Origin of the sequence: Pseudonocardia sp. MH-G8, assembly GCF_002262885.1 — a bacterium.
In the GTDB taxonomy this organism is placed as follows: domain Bacteria; phylum Actinomycetota; class Actinomycetes; order Mycobacteriales; family Pseudonocardiaceae; genus Pseudonocardia.
In genome coordinates this window covers 21,337-39,996 of sequence record NZ_NKYF01000006.1, presented here as the reverse complement: position 1 = coordinate 39,996, position 18,660 = coordinate 21,337, and the positions used below count along the sequence as shown (strand labels likewise).

Annotated in this window: 14 protein-coding genes, 1 pseudogene and 2 riboswitches; of the genes and pseudogenes, 10 read left to right on the top strand and 5 right to left on the bottom strand. The window is 74.6% G+C overall.

Annotated elements, in window-relative coordinates:
* The 4 genes and pseudogenes from CFP66_RS16295 to cobA form a co-directional block, all read left to right on the top strand.
* A pseudogene (locus CFP66_RS16295) lies at positions 1-1,191 on the top strand (RNA polymerase sigma factor); the annotation flags it as partial.
* A gap of 65 nt (positions 1,192-1,256) precedes the next feature.
* Positions 1,257-1,326: riboswitch (cobalamin riboswitch) on the top strand.
* A 58-nt stretch (positions 1,327-1,384) separates the two neighbouring features.
* Positions 1,385-1,981, top strand: coding sequence for a precorrin-8X methylmutase (locus CFP66_RS16290; RefSeq protein WP_094924915.1), 597 nt, complete (start codon positions 1,385-1,387; stop codon positions 1,979-1,981).
* Positions 1,978-2,877: a sirohydrochlorin chelatase gene (locus CFP66_RS16285; RefSeq protein WP_094924913.1), complete on the top strand. Its 900-nt coding sequence runs from the start codon at positions 1,978-1,980 to the stop codon at positions 2,875-2,877. The genes CFP66_RS16290 and CFP66_RS16285 overlap by 4 nt, the downstream gene beginning before the upstream one ends.
* Positions 2,877-4,100, top strand: a complete 1,224-nt coding sequence (gene cobA, locus CFP66_RS16280; RefSeq protein ID WP_369805094.1) for a uroporphyrinogen-III C-methyltransferase — start codon at positions 2,877-2,879, stop codon at positions 4,098-4,100. Before CFP66_RS16285 ends, cobA begins: the two co-directional genes overlap by 1 nt.
* A 1-nt stretch (position 4,101) precedes the next feature.
* On the opposite strand, the gene CFP66_RS16275 is transcribed toward cobA, so the two are convergent.
* Positions 4,102-4,854: an SDR family NAD(P)-dependent oxidoreductase gene (locus tag CFP66_RS16275; RefSeq protein WP_094924911.1), complete on the bottom strand. Its 753-nt coding sequence runs from the start codon at positions 4,852-4,854 to the stop codon at positions 4,102-4,104.
* An 86-nt stretch (positions 4,855-4,940) separates the two neighbouring features.
* On the opposite strand from CFP66_RS16275, the gene CFP66_RS16270 reads away from it, so the two are divergent.
* A complete protein-coding gene (locus tag CFP66_RS16270; protein WP_094925505.1) occupies positions 4,941-5,810 on the top strand; it encodes a helix-turn-helix domain-containing protein in 870 nt (289 codons plus the stop codon).
* 4 nt (positions 5,811-5,814) lie between these two features.
* A complete protein-coding gene (locus tag CFP66_RS16265; protein WP_094924909.1) occupies positions 5,815-6,381 on the top strand; it encodes a cyclodeaminase/cyclohydrolase family protein in 567 nt (188 codons plus the stop codon).
* A gap of 84 nt (positions 6,382-6,465) precedes the next feature.
* Here CFP66_RS16265 and CFP66_RS16260 read toward each other — a convergent pair whose 3' ends face one another.
* Positions 6,466-8,046 carry an alkaline phosphatase gene (locus CFP66_RS16260; RefSeq protein ID WP_094924907.1) on the bottom strand — a complete coding sequence of 527 codons (1,581 nt, stop codon included), beginning with the start codon at positions 8,044-8,046 and terminating at the stop codon, positions 6,466-6,468.
* A 94-nt stretch (positions 8,047-8,140) separates the two neighbouring features.
* Positions 8,141-8,270: riboswitch (cobalamin riboswitch) on the top strand.
* A 32-nt stretch (positions 8,271-8,302) separates the two neighbouring features.
* On the opposite strand from CFP66_RS16260, the gene cobN reads away from it, so the two are divergent.
* Genes cobN through cobT form a run of 3 tightly spaced genes read left to right on the top strand, consistent with a single transcriptional unit; the run spans position 8,303 to position 14,494 of the window.
* Complete coding sequence (cobN, locus tag CFP66_RS16255; protein ID WP_094924905.1) at positions 8,303-11,995, top strand: cobaltochelatase subunit CobN; 3,693 nt, start codon at positions 8,303-8,305, stop codon at positions 11,993-11,995.
* Positions 11,992-12,729, top strand: coding sequence for a precorrin-2 C(20)-methyltransferase (cobI, locus tag CFP66_RS16250; protein WP_094924903.1), 738 nt, complete (start codon positions 11,992-11,994; stop codon positions 12,727-12,729). The genes cobN and cobI overlap by 4 nt, the downstream gene beginning before the upstream one ends.
* Before the next feature lie 7 nt (positions 12,730-12,736).
* Positions 12,737-14,494 (top strand): nicotinate-nucleotide--dimethylbenzimidazole phosphoribosyltransferase, encoded by a 1,758-nt coding sequence (cobT, locus tag CFP66_RS16245; RefSeq protein ID WP_233159479.1) that lies wholly within the window; start codon positions 12,737-12,739, stop codon positions 14,492-14,494.
* A gap of 25 nt (positions 14,495-14,519) precedes the next feature.
* Here cobT and CFP66_RS16240 read toward each other — a convergent pair whose 3' ends face one another.
* Together CFP66_RS16240 and CFP66_RS16235 are read right to left on the bottom strand one after the other, a co-directional pair.
* The gene (locus tag CFP66_RS16240) at positions 14,520-15,227 is read right to left on the bottom strand and encodes a DUF998 domain-containing protein (RefSeq protein WP_233159478.1); all 708 of its coding nucleotides are present in this window, start codon (positions 15,225-15,227) and stop codon (positions 14,520-14,522) included.
* A gap of 78 nt (positions 15,228-15,305) precedes the next feature.
* Complete coding sequence (locus tag CFP66_RS16235; protein ID WP_094924899.1) at positions 15,306-15,848, bottom strand: thioredoxin domain-containing protein; 543 nt, start codon at positions 15,846-15,848, stop codon at positions 15,306-15,308.
* Positions 15,849-15,915: 67 nt separating this feature from the next.
* Here CFP66_RS16235 and nhaA point away from each other — a divergent pair, with 67 nt between their 5' ends.
* A complete protein-coding gene (gene nhaA / locus CFP66_RS16230; RefSeq protein ID WP_094924897.1) occupies positions 15,916-17,256 on the top strand; it encodes a Na+/H+ antiporter NhaA in 1,341 nt (446 codons plus the stop codon).
* 41 nt (positions 17,257-17,297) lie between these two features.
* Here the strand turns inward: nhaA and CFP66_RS16225 are convergent, their stop codons facing one another.
* Positions 17,298-18,641 (bottom strand): DNA polymerase IV, encoded by a 1,344-nt coding sequence (locus CFP66_RS16225; protein ID WP_255413870.1) that lies wholly within the window; start codon positions 18,639-18,641, stop codon positions 17,298-17,300.
* Between the last annotated feature and the right edge of the window lie 19 nt (positions 18,642-18,660).

Here is an 18,660-nt window from a genome sequence, read left to right as displayed (position 1 = left end):
ATGGACCTGGACGGCGTCTACCGGGCGGAGTACGGCCGGTGCGTGGCCACGCTGACGCGACTGCTCGGTGACATCGGGCTCGCCGAGGAGGCCGTCCAGGACGCGTTCGCGGTCGCGGTCCAGAAGTGGGACCGGGCGCTGCCGCCCAACCCGGGCGGCTGGATCGTGACCACCGCCCGCAACCGGGCGATCGACCGGCTGCGCCGGGAGTCCACCCGGGAGTCCACCCGGGAGGCCCGCCACGCGCAGGCGCTGCTGTTGCACGGCCCCGACGAGCCGCAGGAGGTGGGACCGGTGCGCGACGACCAGCTTCGGATGATCTTCACCTGCTGCCACCCGGCGCTGTCGCCCGCCGCGCAGGCCGCGCTCACGCTGCGCCTGCTCGGCGGGTTGGAGGTGGCGGAGATCGCCCGGGCCCACCTGGTGCCGGAGGCGACCGTCTCGCAGCGGATCGTCCGGGCGAAGAAGAAGATCCGGGACGCCGGCATCCCCTACCGGGTGCCCGACGACGCCGACCTCCCCGACCGGCTGGCATCGGTGCTCACCGTGCTCTACCTGATCTTCAACGAGGGCTACGCGTCCACGTCGGGGGAGCTGCTGCGCACCGACCTGTGTCTGGAGGCCGTCCGCCTGGCGCGGGCGCTCGCCGAGCTGATGCCCGACGAACCGGAGGTGACCGGGTTGCTGGCGCTGCTCCTGCTCGTCGAGGCCCGGCGGCCCGCGCGGGTGGGGCCCTCCGGTGAGCTGGTGGTGCTCCCGGAGCAGGACCGGTCGCTGTGGAACCGGGAGCTGATCGCCGAGGGGCACGAGCTGGTGCGCCGGTGCCTGCGCCGCAACCGGCCGGGCCCCTACCAGCTGCAGGCCGCGATCAACGCCGTGCACACCGACGGGCCCGCGACCGACTGGACGCAGGTGCTGGCGCTCTACGACCAGCTGCTGCAGCACACCCCGACCCCGATCGTGGCGCTCAACCGCGCGGTCGCCGTCGCCGAGGTGCACGGGCCGGCGCCGGCACTGGCCATCATCGACGAGCTCGAGCTCCCCGGCTACCACCTGCTGCCCGCCACCCGCGCGGACCTGCTCGCCCGCCTCGGCCGCACGGCCGACGCCGTCGCCGCCTACGAGGAGGCGATCTCCCTGGCCGGCAACGACACCGAACGCGCCTTCCTCCGGACGCGACGGGCCCGCCTGGTGCGACGTCGCGCACGCGACCGGGGAGCGGAGCATCGCGGCGGGATAGGCTCGCCCGGCTGCGTGGGAACCCGGTGCGAAACCGGGGCGGACCCGCCACTGTGATCCGGCGCTGCGGCGCCGGTGAGCCAGACCTCGCGCGGCGCACCCACCACCGACCCCGTCCGGGCGTGGACACCCGGGGAGGAGCACCGTGAACGCGCGCGCAGCCGTGCACCCGATCGAGCAGGAGTCGTACGCGATCCTGCGCAGCAGGCTCGACACCTCCGACCTGCCACCGCTCACCCGCGCCGTCGTGGAGCGGGTCGTGCACACCACCGCCGACCCGACGTGGGTCGGTGACCTCGTCGCCGCCGAGGATGCCCTGCGCGCCGGCCGCGACGCGCTCCTCGCGGGTGCACCGCTGGTCACCGACGTGCGCATGGTCGCCGCCGGCATCACCGCCCACCCGGCGACGATCGCGCTCGACCTGGCCTCCGCGCCGCAGCAGGGGCTCACCCGCTCGGCGGCCGGGATCCGCGCCGCCGTCGCGCAGCACCCCGACGGCGCCGTGTGGGCCATCGGGAACGCGCCGACCGCGCTCGCCGAGCTCGTCCGCTGCGCCGAGGCGGGCCTGCTGCGCACGCCGCTCGTCGTGGGGCTGCCAGTCGGGTTCGTCGGGGCCGTGGCGGCGAAGGCGGCGCTGCGCGCGTCCGGGCTCCCCGCCGTGTCCAACCGCAGCGAACGCGGCGGGGCGGCCGTCGCTGCCGCCGCCGTGAACGCCCTGCTCTACAGCGAGGAGGCCGCGTGAGCGCGCCGTTGCTGCTCGTCGGCCACGGCACGGTCGACGCCGCGGGTGTCGCGGAGTTCGTCGGCTTCACCGACCGCATGCGCGGGTTGCTCGAGGCCGACCGGATCGACGCGGCAGGCGGGTTCATCGAGCTGTCCGCGCCGACGGTCCACGAGGCCTGGACGGACCTGTCCGGGCGCGGCCACACCACGATGGCCGCCGTGCCGATGGTGCTCGTCGCGGCCGGGCACGCGAAGGGCGACATCCCCGCGGCCCTGCAGCGGGAGGTCGTGCGCGACCCGGGCACCGGCTACGTCTTCGGCCGCCCGCTGGGCCCGCACCCGCTGCTGCAGCAGGCCGTCGAGGCCCGCGTCGCCGAGGTCGCGCCCGCGCAGGACACGGCAGACAACAACTGCGCCGTGCTGCTCGTGGGCCGCGGCTCCACCGACCCGGATGCCAACGCCGAGATCTGCAAGGTCGCGCGGCTGCTGCAGGAGGGCCGCGACTACGCGTTCGTCGAGCCCGCGTTCGTCTCCCTGACCGGGCCGGACGTCGCGGGCGGGCTCGCCCGCTGCCGGGCGCTGGGCGCGCGCCGCGTCGTCGTGGCGCCCTACTTCCTGTTCGACGGCGTCCTGCCGCGCCGGGTCGGCGACCAGGCCCGCGCCTTCGCCGCGGCGCACCCGGACGTCGACGTGCACGTCGCCCAGCACATCGGCGACTGCCCCGAGCTCGCCCAACTGGTGCTCGAGCGGTACCAGGAGGCGCTGCAGGGCGACATCCGGATGAACTGCGACACCTGCGCCTACCGGGTGCTGCTGCCCGGTTTCGAGGACAAGCTCGGCGCCGCGCAGACCCCGCACCACCACCCGGACGACCCGTCCCACGGCCACGGCCACGGACACATGGCAGCGGGATGATGCTGCACATGGATCCCTACCTGGTCGGGCTCGACCTCGCCGGCCGTCGCGTCGTCGTGGTCGGCGGCGGCGTGGTCGCCCAGCGCCGCCTCGGCGGCCTGCTCGCGGCGGGCGCCGATGTCACCGTGGTCGCGCCGCAGGTCACCCCGGCCGTCGAGGGCATGGCCACCGCGGGCGAGGTGCGCTGGTCCGCGCGCGGCTACCGCCCCGGCGACCTCGACGGCGCCTGGTACGCGATCGCCTGCACCGACGCCCCGGACGTGAACGCCGCTGTCGGCGCCGAGGCGCAGGAGCGGCGGGTGTTCTGCGTTCGCGCCGACGACGCCCCGGCCGGCAGCGCCGTCACCCCCGCCGTCGGGCGGCACGACGGGCTGACCGTCGGCGTGCTCGCCGGACGCAACCCGCGCCGCTCGGCCGCCGTCCGGACGGCGCTGGTGGAGGCCCTGCACGCCGGCGTCGTCGACGACTCCGCGGAGCCGGCGCACCCGGGCGTCGCGCTCGTCGGCGGCGGGCCCGGCGACCCCGAGCTCATCACCGTGCGCGGGAGGCGGCTGCTGTCCCGGGCCGACGTGGTGGTCACCGACCGGCTCGGCCCCCGCGACCTGCTCGACTCCCTCGCCCCGCACGTCGAGGTGGTCGACGCGTCCAAGATCCCCTACGGCCGCGCGATGAACCAGGCGCGGATCAACGAGCTGCTGGTCGAGCACGCCAGAGCCGGGAAGTTCGTGGTGCGGCTCAAGGGCGGCGACCCCTACGTCTTCGGCCGTGGTTTCGAGGAGGCACTCGCGTGCGCCGAGGCCGGGGTACCGGTCACCGTCGTGCCCGGCGTGACCAGCGCGTTCGCCGCCCCGGCCGTCGCCGACGTGCCGGTGAGCCACCGCGGGGTGGCCCACGAGATCGTCGTGGTGTCCGGGCACGTCGCGCCGGACGACCCGCGCAGCCTCGTCGACTGGCCCGCCCTCGGACGGCTGCGCGGCACGCTGGTGCTGCTCATGGCCGTCGAGCGGATCGGCGCGTTCGCCGCGGCGCTGATCGAGGGCGGCCGCCCCGCCGACACCCCCGTCGCCGTGGTGCAGGACGGCACGATGCGCATCCAGCGGTCGCTGCGCGCCACCCTGGCGACGGTCGCCGACGAGGTGCGCGCCCAGGGGATCAACCCGCCCGCCGTGATCGTGGTGGGGCCGGTAGCCGGGCTGGGCGAGGGAGTGACGGCGGACCGGTGAGTCACGGGCGCAGCATCACGAACGTGCCCGAGAGGTGCCGGCCCGCGTCGCTGCACAGGTAGGCGCACAGGCCGACCACGTCCTCGGGCTGACCGACCCGCCCTCCGGGGTAGGTGGTGGCGACCTGCGCGACGTGGTCCTCGCCCGCCACCTCCCGCATGCCGGGGGTGTCGGTCAGACCGGGCGCGATGGCGACCGTGCGGATGCCCTGGTCGGCGAGCTCCTGGTGCACGACGTTGCTGAGGATGTTCATCCCCGCCTTGCTCGCGCCGTACGCCGAGGCGCCCGCGCGCGATTCCACGGCGCCCTTGCTGGACATGTAGACGATCCGGCCGCCGCCGCTGCGGATGATCAGCGGTGCCGCGTGCCGGGTGACGAGGAACGCGCTGACGAGGTTCGTCTCGAGCATCGAGCGGAACTCGTCGGCCGCCATGTCGAGGACGGGCCGGCCGGTGGCCATGGCGCCGGCGTTGTTGATCAGGGCGTCCAGCCGGCCCCAGTGCCGGTCGACGCGGTCGACGGCGGCGGCGACCTGCTCCTCGTCGGTCACGTCGGCCACCACGGGCAGCGCGCGGTCGTCGCCGCAGCGACGGGTGATCTCGTCGGCCACCTGCTCGGCGGTCGCCGCGGCCCGGGTGAGGACCACGACCCGGGCACCGAGCTCGGCCAGCCCGACGGCGAGCGCGCGGCCGATGCCGCGTCCCGCCCCCGTGACCATGACGATGCGATCGGAGATGTCCTGGGGGTGCGTCATGGCGGCGACGTTATGGACGTCCGCGGGCTTGCGGGTATCCGTGCGACGTGCACCCGGACCGGCGCCCCGGCACCTACCCTCAGGGCATGCGCACGGCGACCGGCAACCGGCTGGGGGAGTTCCTGCGCGCCCGCCGCGAACGGGTGCAGCCGGGCGATCACGGGATGCCGGCGCCGTTCGACCGCCGGACGCCGGGCCTGCGGCGCGAGGACGTGGCGGCGCTCGCGGGCGTGAGCACCGGCTACTACATCCGCTTGGAGCAGGGCCGGGAGCGCAACCCGTCCCCGCAGACGGTCGACGCGCTGGCCGAGGCCCTGTGCCTCGACGCCGACGCGCGGGCCTACCTGCACGGCCTCGTGCGGCCGGCGCCGGCGCGCCGCCGTCGGCGCGCCGAGGACCGCGTGGGGGCGGGGCTGGTCGCCCTGATCGACAGCTGGCACGACACCCCCGCGTTGATCATGAACCGCTGGACCGACGTGCTGGCCACGAACACGCTCGCCCGCGGCCTCTACTCCTGGATGCACGACGCGGGCGAGCACAACCTGGTCCGGGCGGTGTTCCTGCACCCGGCGGCCCGGGAGTTCTACCCGGACTGGGAGCGCGCGGCGGCGAGCGTGGTGGCGGACGTGCGGCTGCGCGCCGACGGCGATCTCGACGACCTCCGGCTGACCACGCTGGTCGGGGAGCTGAGCGTGAAGAGCCCGGAGTTCGCGCGGCTGTGGTCGCGCCACGACGTGCGGCGCAAGCACGGCCAGGCCAAGACCGTCCGCCACCCGGTGGTCGGGGAGTTGGAGCTGGATGTGCAGCCGCTGACCGTCGACGGTTCACCGGGCCACCGGCTGATGGTCTACCGGGCCGAACCGGGGAGTCGCTCGGCGCAGGCGCTGGCCCTGCTCGGGTCCCTCCTCGCCGAGCCGCCGGCGCCGGGCGTGCGAGGGTCGGGCGTGCGAGAGTGACCCCGTGGCCGACCCGGATCCGTCCCTGCTCGACCTGACCGTCCGCGAGCTGCTCGACTCCGTCGCCGCCCGCACACCGGCGCCCGGCGGGGGCGGGGTCGCCGCGCTCGCCACGGCCATGGCCGCCGGGCTCACCGCCATGGCCGCCCGGTTCGGTGACGGCGCCGTGGCCGCGCGGGCGGACGAGCTGCGCGCCGCGGCGGCCCCGCTCGCCGACGCCGACGCCGCCGCCTACGGGGCGTTCCTGGACGCCACCCGGCGGCCGCGCGACGAGCCCGGCCGGGCGGAGGCGGTCTCGCGCGCCCGCGCCGACACGATCGCGGTGCCCGCCGTGATCGCCGATGTCGCTGCCGAGGTCGCCGGTCTCGCCGCCGACCTGGTCCTGAACGGCAACCCGAACCTGCGCAGCGACGCCGCGGCGGCCGTCCACCTCGCGGCGGGCGCGGCAGCGACGGCGGCGGAGCTGCTCGCGTCCAACGCCAGGGGCGAGCAGGGGGCCGCCGAGCGCGACCGCGCCCGGGAGCTCGCGGAGGCCGCCCGGGTGCTCGCGGGGCAGGTGGACCGGGAGTAACGCCGCTGCAACGAACGGCACTTTCGTCGCTACCTAACCGACGAAAGTGCCGTTCGTTGTGTGTGGTGCCCCCACCCCGGTCGATCAGGCCGGCACGGCGCCCGGCCTGCCCGCCTCCACCACGAAGCTGCCCACCGTCTCGACGGGTGCGTCCGGCCGCGTCACGTAGGGCGTGACGCGGTAGTCGCTGCGCCACGTCCCCGGCGTGACCCGGCAGCTCACGTAGCCGCGTTGGGAGTTGTGGAACTTCATGTGCGGGTTCGCGGTGAGCCAGTCCCGCCCGAGCTGGTCGTTCGGCTCGCCGTCCTCCCCCGAGGTGATGGAGGTACCGGCGAACTCGGTGGCGACGACCGGCGAGCGCTCGTCGTCGAAGTCGAGCTTCAGGTCGCACACCACGCTGCGGTGGATGTCGCCGGTGAGCACGACGGGGTTGCTCGCGCCGCGGGACTGCAGGCCGCCGAGCAGCCGGTCGCGCTGGGCGGTGTAGGCGTCCCACAGGCCCCGGCTCCAGTCGGTGACCTCGGGGTCGGGGTCGTGGTCGGCCTGCGCGACGAGGGTCTGGTTGCCCAGGGCGTTCCAGACCGCGGCGGAGCCGCCCGCCCCGTCGAGCAGCCGGCGCTCCTGGGCGTCGCCGAGCAGGGTGCGCGACGGGTCGTGGCGCACATCGGTGTTGCCGTCCTGCTGGAGGGGGGAGCGGGACGAGCGGGTGTCGAGCATGTGCAGGTCCAGCAGCCCGCCGAAGCCGATGCGGCGGTACAGCCCGATGCGCGCACCGTCGGGACGCTGTGGCAGCCGTAGCGGCAGGTGCTCGTAGTAGGCCTGGAACGCGTCGGCCTTGCGCGTCCGGAAGAAGGCCGGGTCGTCGTCGGGGAAGCCGTCGGTGTCGGGCCAGGCGAGCTCGCCGGCCCAGTCGTTCTCGACCTCGTGGTCGTCCATCGTGACGATCCAGGAGCAGGCGGCGTGCGCGGCCTGCAGGTCGGCGTCGAGCTTGGTGAGCGCGTACCGGTTGCGGTACTCCGGCAGCGTCACGGTCTCGCGCTGGTACTGCGCGTCGAGCTGCATGCCGCGCACGCCGGCGTTCTCGCCGACGCCGTGCTCGTACAGGTAGTCGCCCAGGTGCACCACGAAGTCGAGGTCCTCGGCGGCCATGTGCCGGTACGCGGTGTAGAAGCCGAGGTACCAGGCTTGGCAGGAGGCGAATGCGAACGCGAGCTCGTCCACGCGGGCGCCAGGCGCCGGCGCGGTACGGGCCCTGCCCACCGGGCTGAAGTCGTTCGCGGTGCGGAAGCGGTAGAAGTATTCGCGGCCCGGCTGCAGGCCCGACACCTCGGCGTGCACGGAGTGGCCCAGCTCCGGCGTCGCGAACGTGTGCCCCTGCCGCACGACGCGGCCGAAGCCTTCGTCCTCGGCGACCTGCCAGCGCACGTTCACCTTGCGGTAGGGCATGCCGCCGCGACCGTCGACGGCGAGCGGGTCGGGCGCCAGGCGCGTCCACAGCACCACACCGTCCGGGTGCGGGTCGCCGGAGGCCACGCCGAGTCGGAACGGGTCGCCGGGGAACCGCGGCTGCGCCCACGCGGGGGACGCGCTCGCGCCCGCCGCCCAGAGCGCGAGGGTGGCCGCGCCCGTCGTACCCAGGAAGTGCCGCCTGCTGAGAGTGCCCATGATCGGGACACCCTGACGGGTGATCGTGAACTGGCGGTCGACGGGAACCGTCGGGACGGCGACGGCGAGGGCATCCTCACGCCGCGTTGACCGGTGCGGCCGGGTGTGTTGCAGTTCTCGGTGACGAGCGGTGGAGGAAGCCGGTGCGAGCCCGGCGCGGTCCCGCCACTGTGACCGGGGGCGACCCCGGGAGCCAGACACTCGCTGCCGTCACTACTCCACCGAGCAGAGGGCGCGGACCCTCGGGAGGAACGCCATGACGCAGCCCGTGCTGCTGCTCTCCACCGCCGACACCGAGCTGCTGGCCGCCCGCGGGTCCGGGGAGCTCTACCGCACCGCCAACCCCGCGCGGGTCGAACCGGACGGCCTGCCCGCGCTCCTCGACGGCGTCGCCGTCGTGGTGCTGCGGCTGCTCGGCGGGCGCCGGGCGTGGCCCGAGGGGGTCGACGCGCTGGTGGCGTCCGGGCTGCCGGTCGTGCTGCTGGGTGGCGAGGCCGCGCCGGACGCCGAGCTGATGGCCGCGTCCACCGTGCCCGCCGGGGTGGCGTCCGAGGCGCTGGCCTACCTCGCCGCGGGTGGCACCGACAACCTGCGCGAGCTGCACCGCTTCCTCTCCGACACCGTGCTGCTCACCGGTGAGGGCTTCGAGCCCCCGGCCGCGACGCCCGAGTTCGGCGTGCACGGCTCACGGGAGCAGGACCCGGCGCGGCCGACCGTCGCCATCGTCTTCTACCGGGCGCACGCGCTGTCGGGCAACACCGCGTTCGTCGACGTCCTGTGCGATGCGGTCGAGGCGCGCGGGGCGAACGCGCTGCCGGTGTTCTGCGGCTCCCTGCGCGGGGCGCAACCGGAGCTGATGGCGCTGCTCGGCCGGGCGGACGCGCTGGTGGCCACGGTGCTCGCCGCGGGCGGTGCGGTCGCCGCGGGCGCGAGCGCGGGCGGCGAGGAGGACTCGTGGGACGCGGGTGCGCTCGCCACCCTCGACGTCCCGGTGCTGCAGGGGCTGTGCCTGACGACCTCGCGCGCCACCTGGGCCGCGTCCGACGCGGCGCTCTCCCCGATGGACGCCGCGATGCAGGTGGCGATCCCGGAGTTCGACGGCCGCCTGATCACGGTGCCGTTCTCGTTCAAGGAGACCGAGCCCGGCGACGACATCCCGGTGTACCGCGCCGACCCGGAGCGCGCCGCCCGGCTTGCCGGGCTCGCGGTGCGCCACGCCCGGCTGCGGGCCACCCCCGTGGCCGACCGGAAGCTGGCCGTGGTGCTGTCGAGCTACCCGACCAAGCACTCCCGGGTCGGCAACGCGGTCGGGCTGGACACGCCCGCATCCGCCGTCGTGCTGCTGCGGGCGCTGCGGGAGGCCGGTTACGCGGTCGGCGAGTTCCCGGAGGACTCCGACCAGCTCATCCACTCCCTCATCGCGGCAGGTGGGCACGACGTCGAGTGGCTCACCGAGGAACAGCTGGCCGCCGCGCCCGCCCGCGTCGGGCTCGCCGACTACCGGCGCTGGTTCGACGCCCTGCCGTCCTCGCTCACCGACGGGATGCGCGAGCACTGGGGCGAGGCGCCGGGATCGCTCTACGTGGACGGGGACGAGATCGTCCTGGCGTCGCTGACGTTCGGCAACGTCGTCCTGATGATCCAGCCGCCGCGCGGGTTCGGCGAGAACCCGGTGGCGATCTACCACGACCCGGACCTGCCGCCGTCGCACCACTACCTCGCCGCCTACCGCTGGCTCGAGGAGTCGTTCGGTGCCGACGCGGTGATCCACCTCGGCAAGCACGGCACCCTCGAGTGGCTGCCCGGCAAGGGCCTGGGGCTGGCCGCCGAGGACGCACCCGACGCCGTGCTCGGCGAGCTGCCGCTGATCTACCCGTTCATCGTCAACGACCCGGGCGAGGGCACCCAGGCCAAGCGCCGCGGCCACGCCGTGGTGGTCGACCACCTCGTCCCGCCGATGGCCCGCGCCGACACCTACGGCGAGATGGCCAAGCTCGAGCAGCTGCTCGACGAGTACGCCACCGTGCAGGCGATGGACCCGGCCAAGCTGCCGGCCCTGCGCACGCAGATCTGGGAGGTCGTGACGGCGGCGCAGCTGCACCACGACCTGCACGTCGACGCGGCGCCGGGGGAGGACTCCTTCGACGACTTCGTCCTGCACATCGACGGCTACCTCTGCGAGGTCAAGGACGTCCAGATCCGCGACGGCCTGCACATCCTGGGCGGCCCGCCCGACGGCGAGGCCCAGGTGAACCTGGTGCTGTCGATCCTGCGCGCGAGCCAGGTGTGGGGCGGGAAAGCAGCGTTCCCAGGCCTACGCGCCGCGTTGGCGGCATGGGCAGGCCTGGACGAGCAGACGCTACTGGCGAACCCCGGCAACAAGGTGCAGGAAAGCCACATTCATGAACCTGCAGGGCAGGAAAGTGGCTTTCCTGCACCTCGGGAGCGGTTGCTCGCCGTCGCTCCGGGGCCTGCCGTCACCAATGCCGATCTCGTCGATGTGCTCGAGGGCGTCGCTCGGGCGCTCGTCATCGACCTGCAGTCGCGTGGCTGGACGGGGGCCGCTGCGGTCTGCGCCGGCTTGTTGGGGGAGGAGATCCCCTCCGTCGTCGCCGTGCTGGAGTTCGGCTGCACCGAGGTCGTGCCGCGGCTGGAGCGCACCACCGACGAGGTCACCGCCGTCCTGCACGCCCTCGACGGCGGCTACGTGCCCGCCGGGCCGTCCGGCTCGCCGACGCGCGGTCTGGTCAACGTGCTGCCGACCGGTCGTAACTTCTACTCGGTCGACCCGAAGGCGATCCCCTCGCGCAGCGCGTGGGACGTCGGGTCGGCGCTGGCCGACTCGCTCGTCGCCCGCCACCTCGCCGACACCGGTGCCTACCCGTCGAGCGTCGGGCTCACCGTGTGGGGCACCAGCGCGATGCGCACCCAGGGCGACGACCTCGCGGAGATCCTCGCGCTCATCGGTTGCCGCCCGGTCTGGGACGACGCGTCGCGCCGCGTCACCGGAGTCGAGGTCGTGCCGCTCGACGAGCTGGGCCGCCCCCGCATCGACGTCACCGTGCGCATCTCCGGGTTCTTCCGGGACGCGTTCCCGCACGTGATCACGCTGCTCGACGACGCGATCCGGGCCGTCGCCGAGCTGGACGAGCCTGCCGAGCAGAACTACCTGCGCGCCCACGTCGAGCAGGACACGGCCGGGCACGGCGACCGCCGCCGTGCCACCTCGAGGATCTTCGGGTCCAAGCCCGGTGCGTACGGGGCCGGCCTGCTCCCGCTGATCGACGCCCGCAACTGGCGCAGCGACGCCGACCTCGCCGAGGTCTACGCCGTGTGGGGCGGCTACGCCTACGGGCGTGGGCTGGACGGGCGCGAGGCGCGTGCGGACATGGAGCAGTCGTTCCGGCGCATCGCGGTCGCGGCGAAGAACCAGGACACCCGCGAGCACGACATCGTCGACTCCGACGACTACTTCCAGTACCACGGCGGCATGGTCGCGATGGTCCGCGCGCTGACCGGCCGCTCGCCCGCCGCGTACGTCGGCGACTCGGCGGTGCCGCAGGCGGTGAAGACCCGCACGCTGGCCGAGGAGACCAAACGGGTGTTCCGCGCCCGTGTCGTGAACCCGAAGTGGATCACCGCGATGCAGCGCCACGGCTACAAGGGCGCGTTCGAGCTGGCTGCCACCGTCGACTACCTGTTCGGCTACGACGCCACCGCGGGCGTCGTCGACGACTGGATGTACGGGCAGCTCGCCGAGAGCTACGTGTTCGACGAGACCAACCGCGCGTTCATGGAGAAGTCGAACCCCTGGGCGCTGCGCGGGATCACCGAGCGGCTGCTGGAGGCCGCCGACCGCGGCATGTGGGCCAAGCCCGACGACGCCGTGCTCGATCGCCTGCGCCAGACCTACCTCGACCTCGAGGGCGACCTGGAGGGTCAGGAGTGAGCGTCCTGATCGGGGTCGGCGTCGGGCCCGGCGACCCCGAACTCGTCACCGTGAAGGCCGCGAACCTGCTCGCGAAGGCCGACGTCGTCTTCGTCCCGGTCGCCGACTCGGGCGAGACCGGTCGCGCCGAGCAGACCGTCCTCTACTACGCCGAGGCGTGGCGGGTGGAGCGCGTGGTCTTCGCGCTGCACGACCGCGAGCACACCGAACGCCGCGAGCGCGCGTGGGACGAGGCCGCGGCGCAGGTCGCCGACTGGTTCGCCGCGCACCCCGGCGGCACCGCGGTCTTCGCGACGATCGGCGACCCGTGCGTCTACTCCACGTTCAGCTACCTCGCCGCGTCCGTGCGGGAGGTGCTCGGCGAGCTGGACGTGCAGCTCGTCCCGGGGATCACGGCGATGCAGGACCTCGCCGCCCGCTCCGGCACACCGCTGGTGGAGGGCCGCGAGCCGCTCGCGCTGTTCCCGATGACGGCCGGGCCCGAGCGGTTCCGCGAGGCACTGGAACGCGGTGACGCCGTGGCCGCCTACAAGTTCGGCCGGATGCTGCCCGAGACCCTCGCCGCGCTGCGCGAGAGCGGCCGCCTCGACGAGGCCGTGTACGGCGCGGGCCTCGGCCTGCCGGAGGAGGACATCCGGCCCGCGGCGGAGCTCGACCCGGACGCGCGCGGCCCCTACCTGGCCACCTTGATCGTCCCGCCGAAGCGCTCCGGCCGTGGCCATGGCCTGCGGTGAAGAGGCCGTGAGTGGTAACGAGGGCCATAGCACTCGTGACCACTCTCGGCCGTTCTACGAGGTCCTGCACTCCCGGCGGGACGTGCGCTCCGGGTTCCGACCGGATCCCGTCGACGATGCCGTGCTCGGCCGGGTCCTGGAGGCTGCCCACGCGGCGCCCTCGGTCGGGTTCTCCCAGCCCTGGGACTTCCTCGTCCTGCGCGACCGCGCCGTCCGGGAGCGCGTGCACGCCCACGTCACGGCGGCCCGTGCCGCCTACGCCGCGTCGCTGCCGGCGGCCCGGGCGGCCGCGTTCCGCGACGTCAAGGTCGAGGCGATCCTCGACGCGCCGCTGAACATCGCGGTCACCTGCGACCCGACCCGCGGTGGCCGTCACGTCCTCGGCCGTCACACCCAGCCGCGCACCGCGCCGTATTCGGTGGTCGGTGCGGTGCAGAACCTCTGGCTCGCCGCCCGCGCGGAGGGGCTCGGTGTCGGCTGGGTCAGCTTCGGCGACGAGCGGGCGCTGGCCGGGTCGCTGGGCCTGCCGCAGCACCTGGAGCTGGTGGCCTACCTGTGCGTGGGGCACGTCGACGCGTTCCCGGACGAGCCGGAGCTGGTGACGGCCGGGTGGGCGCGCAGGCGGCCGCTGCGATGGGCCGTGCACCACGACGCGTACGGCCGCCGCGGGCTGCCCGGGGAGGAACCGATGGACCTGCTCGCCGACACCGTTGCCGCGATCACGCCCCCGGACGGCGCGGCGCGCGCCGCCGCCGCCGAGCGGCTGGACCGCATGACGAAGCCGCACGGGGCGCTGGGCCGCGTCGAGGACGTCGCCGTCACGCTCGCCGGGATCGCCGGGACCTGCCCGCCGCCGGTGCCCGAACCCGCCGCGGTGGCCGTGTTCGCCGGCGACCACGGCGTGCACGCGCAGGGCGTGACGCCGTGGCCGCAGGAGGTCACCGCGCAGATGGTGGCCAACTTCCTCGGTGGGGGAGCGGTGGTGAACGCGTTCGCGCGCCGGCTCGGGGTCGAGGTGTGCGTGGTCGACGTCGGGGTGGCCGCGCCGCTCGAACCCGCGCCGGGCCTGCTGTCCCGGCGGGTCGCCTGTGGCACCGCCGACCTCACCGCCGGTCCGGCGCTCACCCGCGAGCAGGTCCGGGCCGCGGTCGAGGTGGGGATCGAGACCGCGCGCGACCTGGTGGCCGCGGGCAACCGCTGCCTCGTCACGGGCGACATGGGTATCGCCAACACCACCGCCGCCGCGGCGCTGATCGCGACCTTCACCGGCGCGGGCGCGGGGGAGGTGACGGGCCGCGGCACCGGTGTCGACGACGCCACGCTCGCCCGCAAGACGGCCGTCGTGGCGGCCGCCCTCGCTCGGCACCGCCCGGACCCCGCCGACCCCCTCGGCGTGCTCGCCGCGTTCGGCGGGCTGGAGCACGCGGCGCTCGCCGGGTTCGCGCTCGGCGGGGCCGCGCTGGGCGTCCCGGTGCTGCTCGACGGGGTCAGCGCCGGTGCCGCCGCGCTCGTCGCCGCCGCGCTCGCCCCGGCCGCGGTGGCGTCGTGGGTCGCCGGCCACCGCTCCGCCGAGCCGGGGCACGCCCGCGCCCTCGCCCACCTCGGCCTCGACCCGTTGCTGGACCTCGGCATGCGCCTCGGCGAGGGCACCGGCGCCCTCCTGGCCCTCCCGGTGCTGCAGAGCGCGGCCCAGGCCCTCCAGGACGTCGCCACGTTCGACGCGGCGGGCGTCACCGACAAGACCACCGCGACACCCACGCACTGACACCCCGACTCGCGGGGTGGGCGACTCAGTGGCGGGGGAGGACCGCAGGGGGCGCCGCCGCGGCGCCGGAGCGGACCGCCACCCACGACACCCGTACGAGCTGGACCGCCAGCGCCGCCACCACCGCGACGTCGAACGCCAGGACCATGCGTTGCAGGATCCCGCCGACGTCCACGGCTCCGAAGATCCCGGGCACGATGTCGTCGAGCCGGCTCACGACGTAGGCGACGGCGAGCGCGGCGGCGCCCGCCGAGAGCACCCGGACGGTCGGCACGACGGGCCGCCAGGCCAGGCTCTCGGCCAGTCGGGGTGCGGCGGCCAGGCCGGCCAGCGACAGCAGCGCGAGGATCCCGGCGCCCGCGAACTGGTGCACCCAGCCCGCGACGGTCAGGATCTGCGGGGAGTCGTCGGCGGGGAACATGGCGGCGAGCACCAGGCACAGCGCCCACACCGCGAGCAGGACGGTGGGACTCCCCGCCATCCGGACGCCCGCCCGCGCCAGCCCGACCAGGAGCGCGAGCGCCCCGATGGCGAGGGCCACCGCGGCCGAGTTGAACAGCTCCTGGCCGCCGTCGACGAACACGTAGTAGCTCAGCGGTACCGAGATCGGGTCCACCTCGGTGCGGAAGGTGACGCCGAGGTAGACCATGATGACGCTCGAGCGGGCGGCGGACATGAGTGCGAGCACTGCCAGCAGCAACGTCGCCACACCCAACCGACCCGGCCGCTGCACACCGCTCATCCTGGCCCCCCGCCACGCGCCCTGTGATCACGCGAACGCGGCGCGCCGGGGGAAGTGTTCCCGGCGGCGTCAGGAAGTGGGGCCGACCACGGCGGGGGCGGTGCTCTCCAGCGCGTCGACGAGGTTCTCGACGGTGATCGCGCCGCGGTGGAGCTGCCCGTTGACGAACAGCGACGGCGTGCCCCGCACCCCACTGCGCACGCCGGAGTTGAAGTCGGCCTCGACCCGGTCCTCGACGAACCGGGTGGCCGGCCAGAGCACCTTCTCCGGGGGGATGCCGAGCTCCTCCGCGTAGCGCCGGAGGTCCTCCTGCCGCAGCTGTGGCTCGTCGCCCGCGTAGAGCTTGGCGTGCATCGGCCAGAACTGGCCCTTCAGCGCCGCCCCCTCGGCGGCGACGGCGGCCGACAGCGCGAACGGGTGCAGCTCGGCCAGTGGGAAGTGCCGGAACGCGAAGACGAGCCGGTTGCCCAGCCGCGCGACGACCTCGTCGATCACGGGCGCGGCGAGGCGGCAGTACGGGCACTCGAAGTCGCCGTACTTCACGAGCGTGAGCTCGGCGCCGAGCATGCCCTGCAGGTGGTCGTAACTACCGATGCGAGGCTCGAGCGGCATCCGTGGCCCCCTGTCATGTAGACGACACGTAGATCCGGGCGGATTGTCCAAGTGGCAGGATCACGCCGTGACGGTGACGACCCTAGCCGAGCGCGGCGACCTGAGCCGCGCCGCGCGCAGCTTCCTGCGCACCGAGTCCGGTTCGGCCGCGCTGTTGCTCACCGCCGCCGTGCTGGCGCTCGCCTGGGCGAACCTGGGCCTGGGCTACGAGGAGTTCTGGCACACCGAGGTGGCCCTCACCTTCGGTGACACGGTGCTCGCCCTCGACCTGCGGCACTGGGTCAACGACGGGCTGATGGTGCTGTTCTTCTTCAGCGTCGGGCTCGAGATCTCGCGGGAGATGGTGCTCGGCGAGCTGCGTGGTCTCCGGGCGCTCGCGGCCCCGACGGTCGCGGCGATCGGGGGGCTCGTCGTCCCCGCGCTGCTGTTCCTCATGCTCAACGCGGGCGGTCCGGGAGCGGGGGCGTGGGGCATCGCGATCTCCACCGACACGGCGGTGGTGATCGGCGTGCTCGCGCTCGTCGGCCCGCGCTGCCCGGACCAGCTGCGCGTGTTCCTGCTGGCGCTCGCGATCGTCGACGACATCGGTGCCGTCGCCGCCATCGCGATCTTCTACACCGAGGACGTGGACGTCACCTCGCTCGTGCTGTCGGTCGTGCTCTTCGCGGCGCTGCTCGCGATGCGCTTCGCACGGTTCTGGCGCACGCCGATCTACGTGGTGATCGGCCTCGTGATGTGGCTCGCGGTGCTCGACTCCGGCGTGCACCCGAGCGTCGTCGGCGTCGTGCTGGGGCTGCTGGTCAACGCCTACGCGCCGCGGCCCCGGGACATGGCCAGGGCGCACGTCCTGGGAGGCAGCTTCCTGGTCGACCCGAGCCCGGAGCGCGCGCTCGCCGCGCAGGCCGCGGTGACGGAGGCCGTCTCGCCCAACGAGCGGTTGCAGCTGCGGATCCAGCCGTGGAGCAGCTACGTGATCGTGCCGCTGTTCGTGCTGGCCAACGCGGGTGTGGTGCTCACAGGTGAGACCCTCGCCGCGGCCGTCCGCTCGCCGATCACGTGGGGCATCGTCATCGGGCTGACGGTCGGCAAGCTGATCGGCGTCTCGGCAGGCACGTGGGTGGCGTTGCGCACCGGCATCGGCCGCGTCCCCGACACGCTGCGGTGGGGCCAGCTGATCGGCGGGGCCGGGCTCGCGGGCATCGGGTTCACCGTGGCGCTGTTCGTCACGGAGCTGGCGCTGGACGACGAGGCGCTCGTGACCGACGCGAAGATCGGCATCCTGGCCGGCTCCCTGCTCGCGGGCCTGATCGGCTGGCTGATCTTCCGGGTGGCGGGCGAGCGCGGAGGCCAGTGCGCCCCGACAGGCCTACCGGTCCTGCCCCCGCGCCCCTGGCGCCCACCGGCCTGAGACAGACCCTGACCCTCCCGAGGTGCGTCAGTGGAGTGCGGTCAGTTGAGGCTGGACAGCGGGTCGGCTCTGGTCAGGGACTTGTCTCCCGCTGTCAGCGTGCGTGCGCGGCCTGGGCCCGTGCTGCGCGTCTCGAATCGCACCGTGACGCGGCCGTGCCCGGCTCCCTGCACCCAGCCGTGCCCGAACTCGGCGTGGGTGACGTCGTCGCCGGGGCGCCACGGGCCGCCCACGTCGGCGCCGGTCTCGATCACGGGGACCGGCGGCTCCTCGACCGCGACGGGCACGTCCGGTGCCGGTGTGAGCGCCTCGAACAGGGCGGGCGGCGGGTCCTCGGTGAGCCCGGCCAGCGACACCCCGATCAGCCGCACACCACCGTCGGGAACGGCGGCGCGGGCCAGCCGCTGGGCGACGGAGGTGAGCGCACCGAGGTCGGTGCTCGCGGAAGCGGCCGTCTCGGAGCGGCTCGACGTCGTGAAGTCGGCGCTGCGCACCTTCACCGTGACGGTGCGCGCGGCCCGCCCGGATGCGACGAGCCTGCGGTGGGCGGCCTCGGCCATCCGCGCGACGGCTTCGTGGACGGCGGTCATCGCGGTGAGGTCGGTGTCGAACGTGGTTTCCGCGCTGACCTGCTTGGCCGCACCCCGGGGAGCCACCGGCCGCTCGTCGATCCCGCGGGCCAGGCGGTGCAACTCGGTGCCGATCGCGGCGCCGAGCAGGCCGTGCACCTCGCGCAGGTCCATGGCGGCGAGCTCGCCGATCGTGCGGACGCCGAGCTTGTGCAACCCGGCCTCGGCCACCGGGCCGACCCCCCACAGCGCCCGCACCGGCAGCGGCCCCAGCACCTCCTGCTCCTGCGCGCGGGCGACGACCCGCGACCCGTCCGGTTTCGCCAGCTCCGAGGCGATCTTCGCCAGCTGCTTGCCCGACCCGGCGCCCACCGACGCCGGGAGGCCGGTGGCGGTCCGCACGTCGGCGCGCAGCCGCGCCGCGAACCGCTCCACCTCGGCCGCGGGCGCTCCGGCGAGGGCGGGCGGCTCGAGGAAGGCCTCGTCGATCGACACCGGTTCGAGGATCGGCGAGGCGTCCGCGAGCACGGCCATCACCCGCGCGCTCAACGCCTGGTAGAGCGCGAACCGTGCGGGCAGCACCACGGCGTGCGGGCACAGCCGGCGCGCCTGGCCCATCGGCATCGCCGAGCGCGCCCCGAACACGCGCGCCTGGTAGCTCGCGCCTGCGACGACGGCCCGCGGCCCCAGCCCGCCCACCAGCACGGGACGCTCCCGCAGGGTGGGACGGGTGAGCTGCTCGGACGCCGCGAAGAACGCATCCATGTCCAGGTGCAGGACCCAGCGCGCGCCCACGCCGACATTCTCCCTGGACACCCCGACATCCTGCGCCGTA

Bases quoted from the DNA above. Each gene is read 5' to 3' on its own strand.
- CFP66_RS16260 (WP_094924907.1), bottom strand. From the start codon at position 8,046: ATGGGCACTCTCAGCAGGCGGCACTTCCTGGGTACGACGGGCGCGGCC.
- CFP66_RS16235 (WP_094924899.1), bottom strand. From the start codon at position 15,848: ATGCCGCTCGAGCCTCGCATCGGTAGTTACGACCACCTGCAGGGCATG.
- cobN (WP_094924905.1), top strand. From the start codon at position 8,303: ATGACGCAGCCCGTGCTGCTGCTCTCCACCGCCGACACCGAGCTGCTG.
- CFP66_RS16270 (WP_094925505.1), top strand. From the start codon at position 4,941: ATGCGCACGGCGACCGGCAACCGGCTGGGGGAGTTCCTGCGCGCCCGC.
- cobA (WP_369805094.1), top strand. From the start codon at position 2,877: ATGCTGCACATGGATCCCTACCTGGTCGGGCTCGACCTCGCCGGCCGT.
- CFP66_RS16275 (WP_094924911.1), bottom strand. From the start codon at position 4,854: ATGACGCACCCCCAGGACATCTCCGATCGCATCGTCATGGTCACGGGG.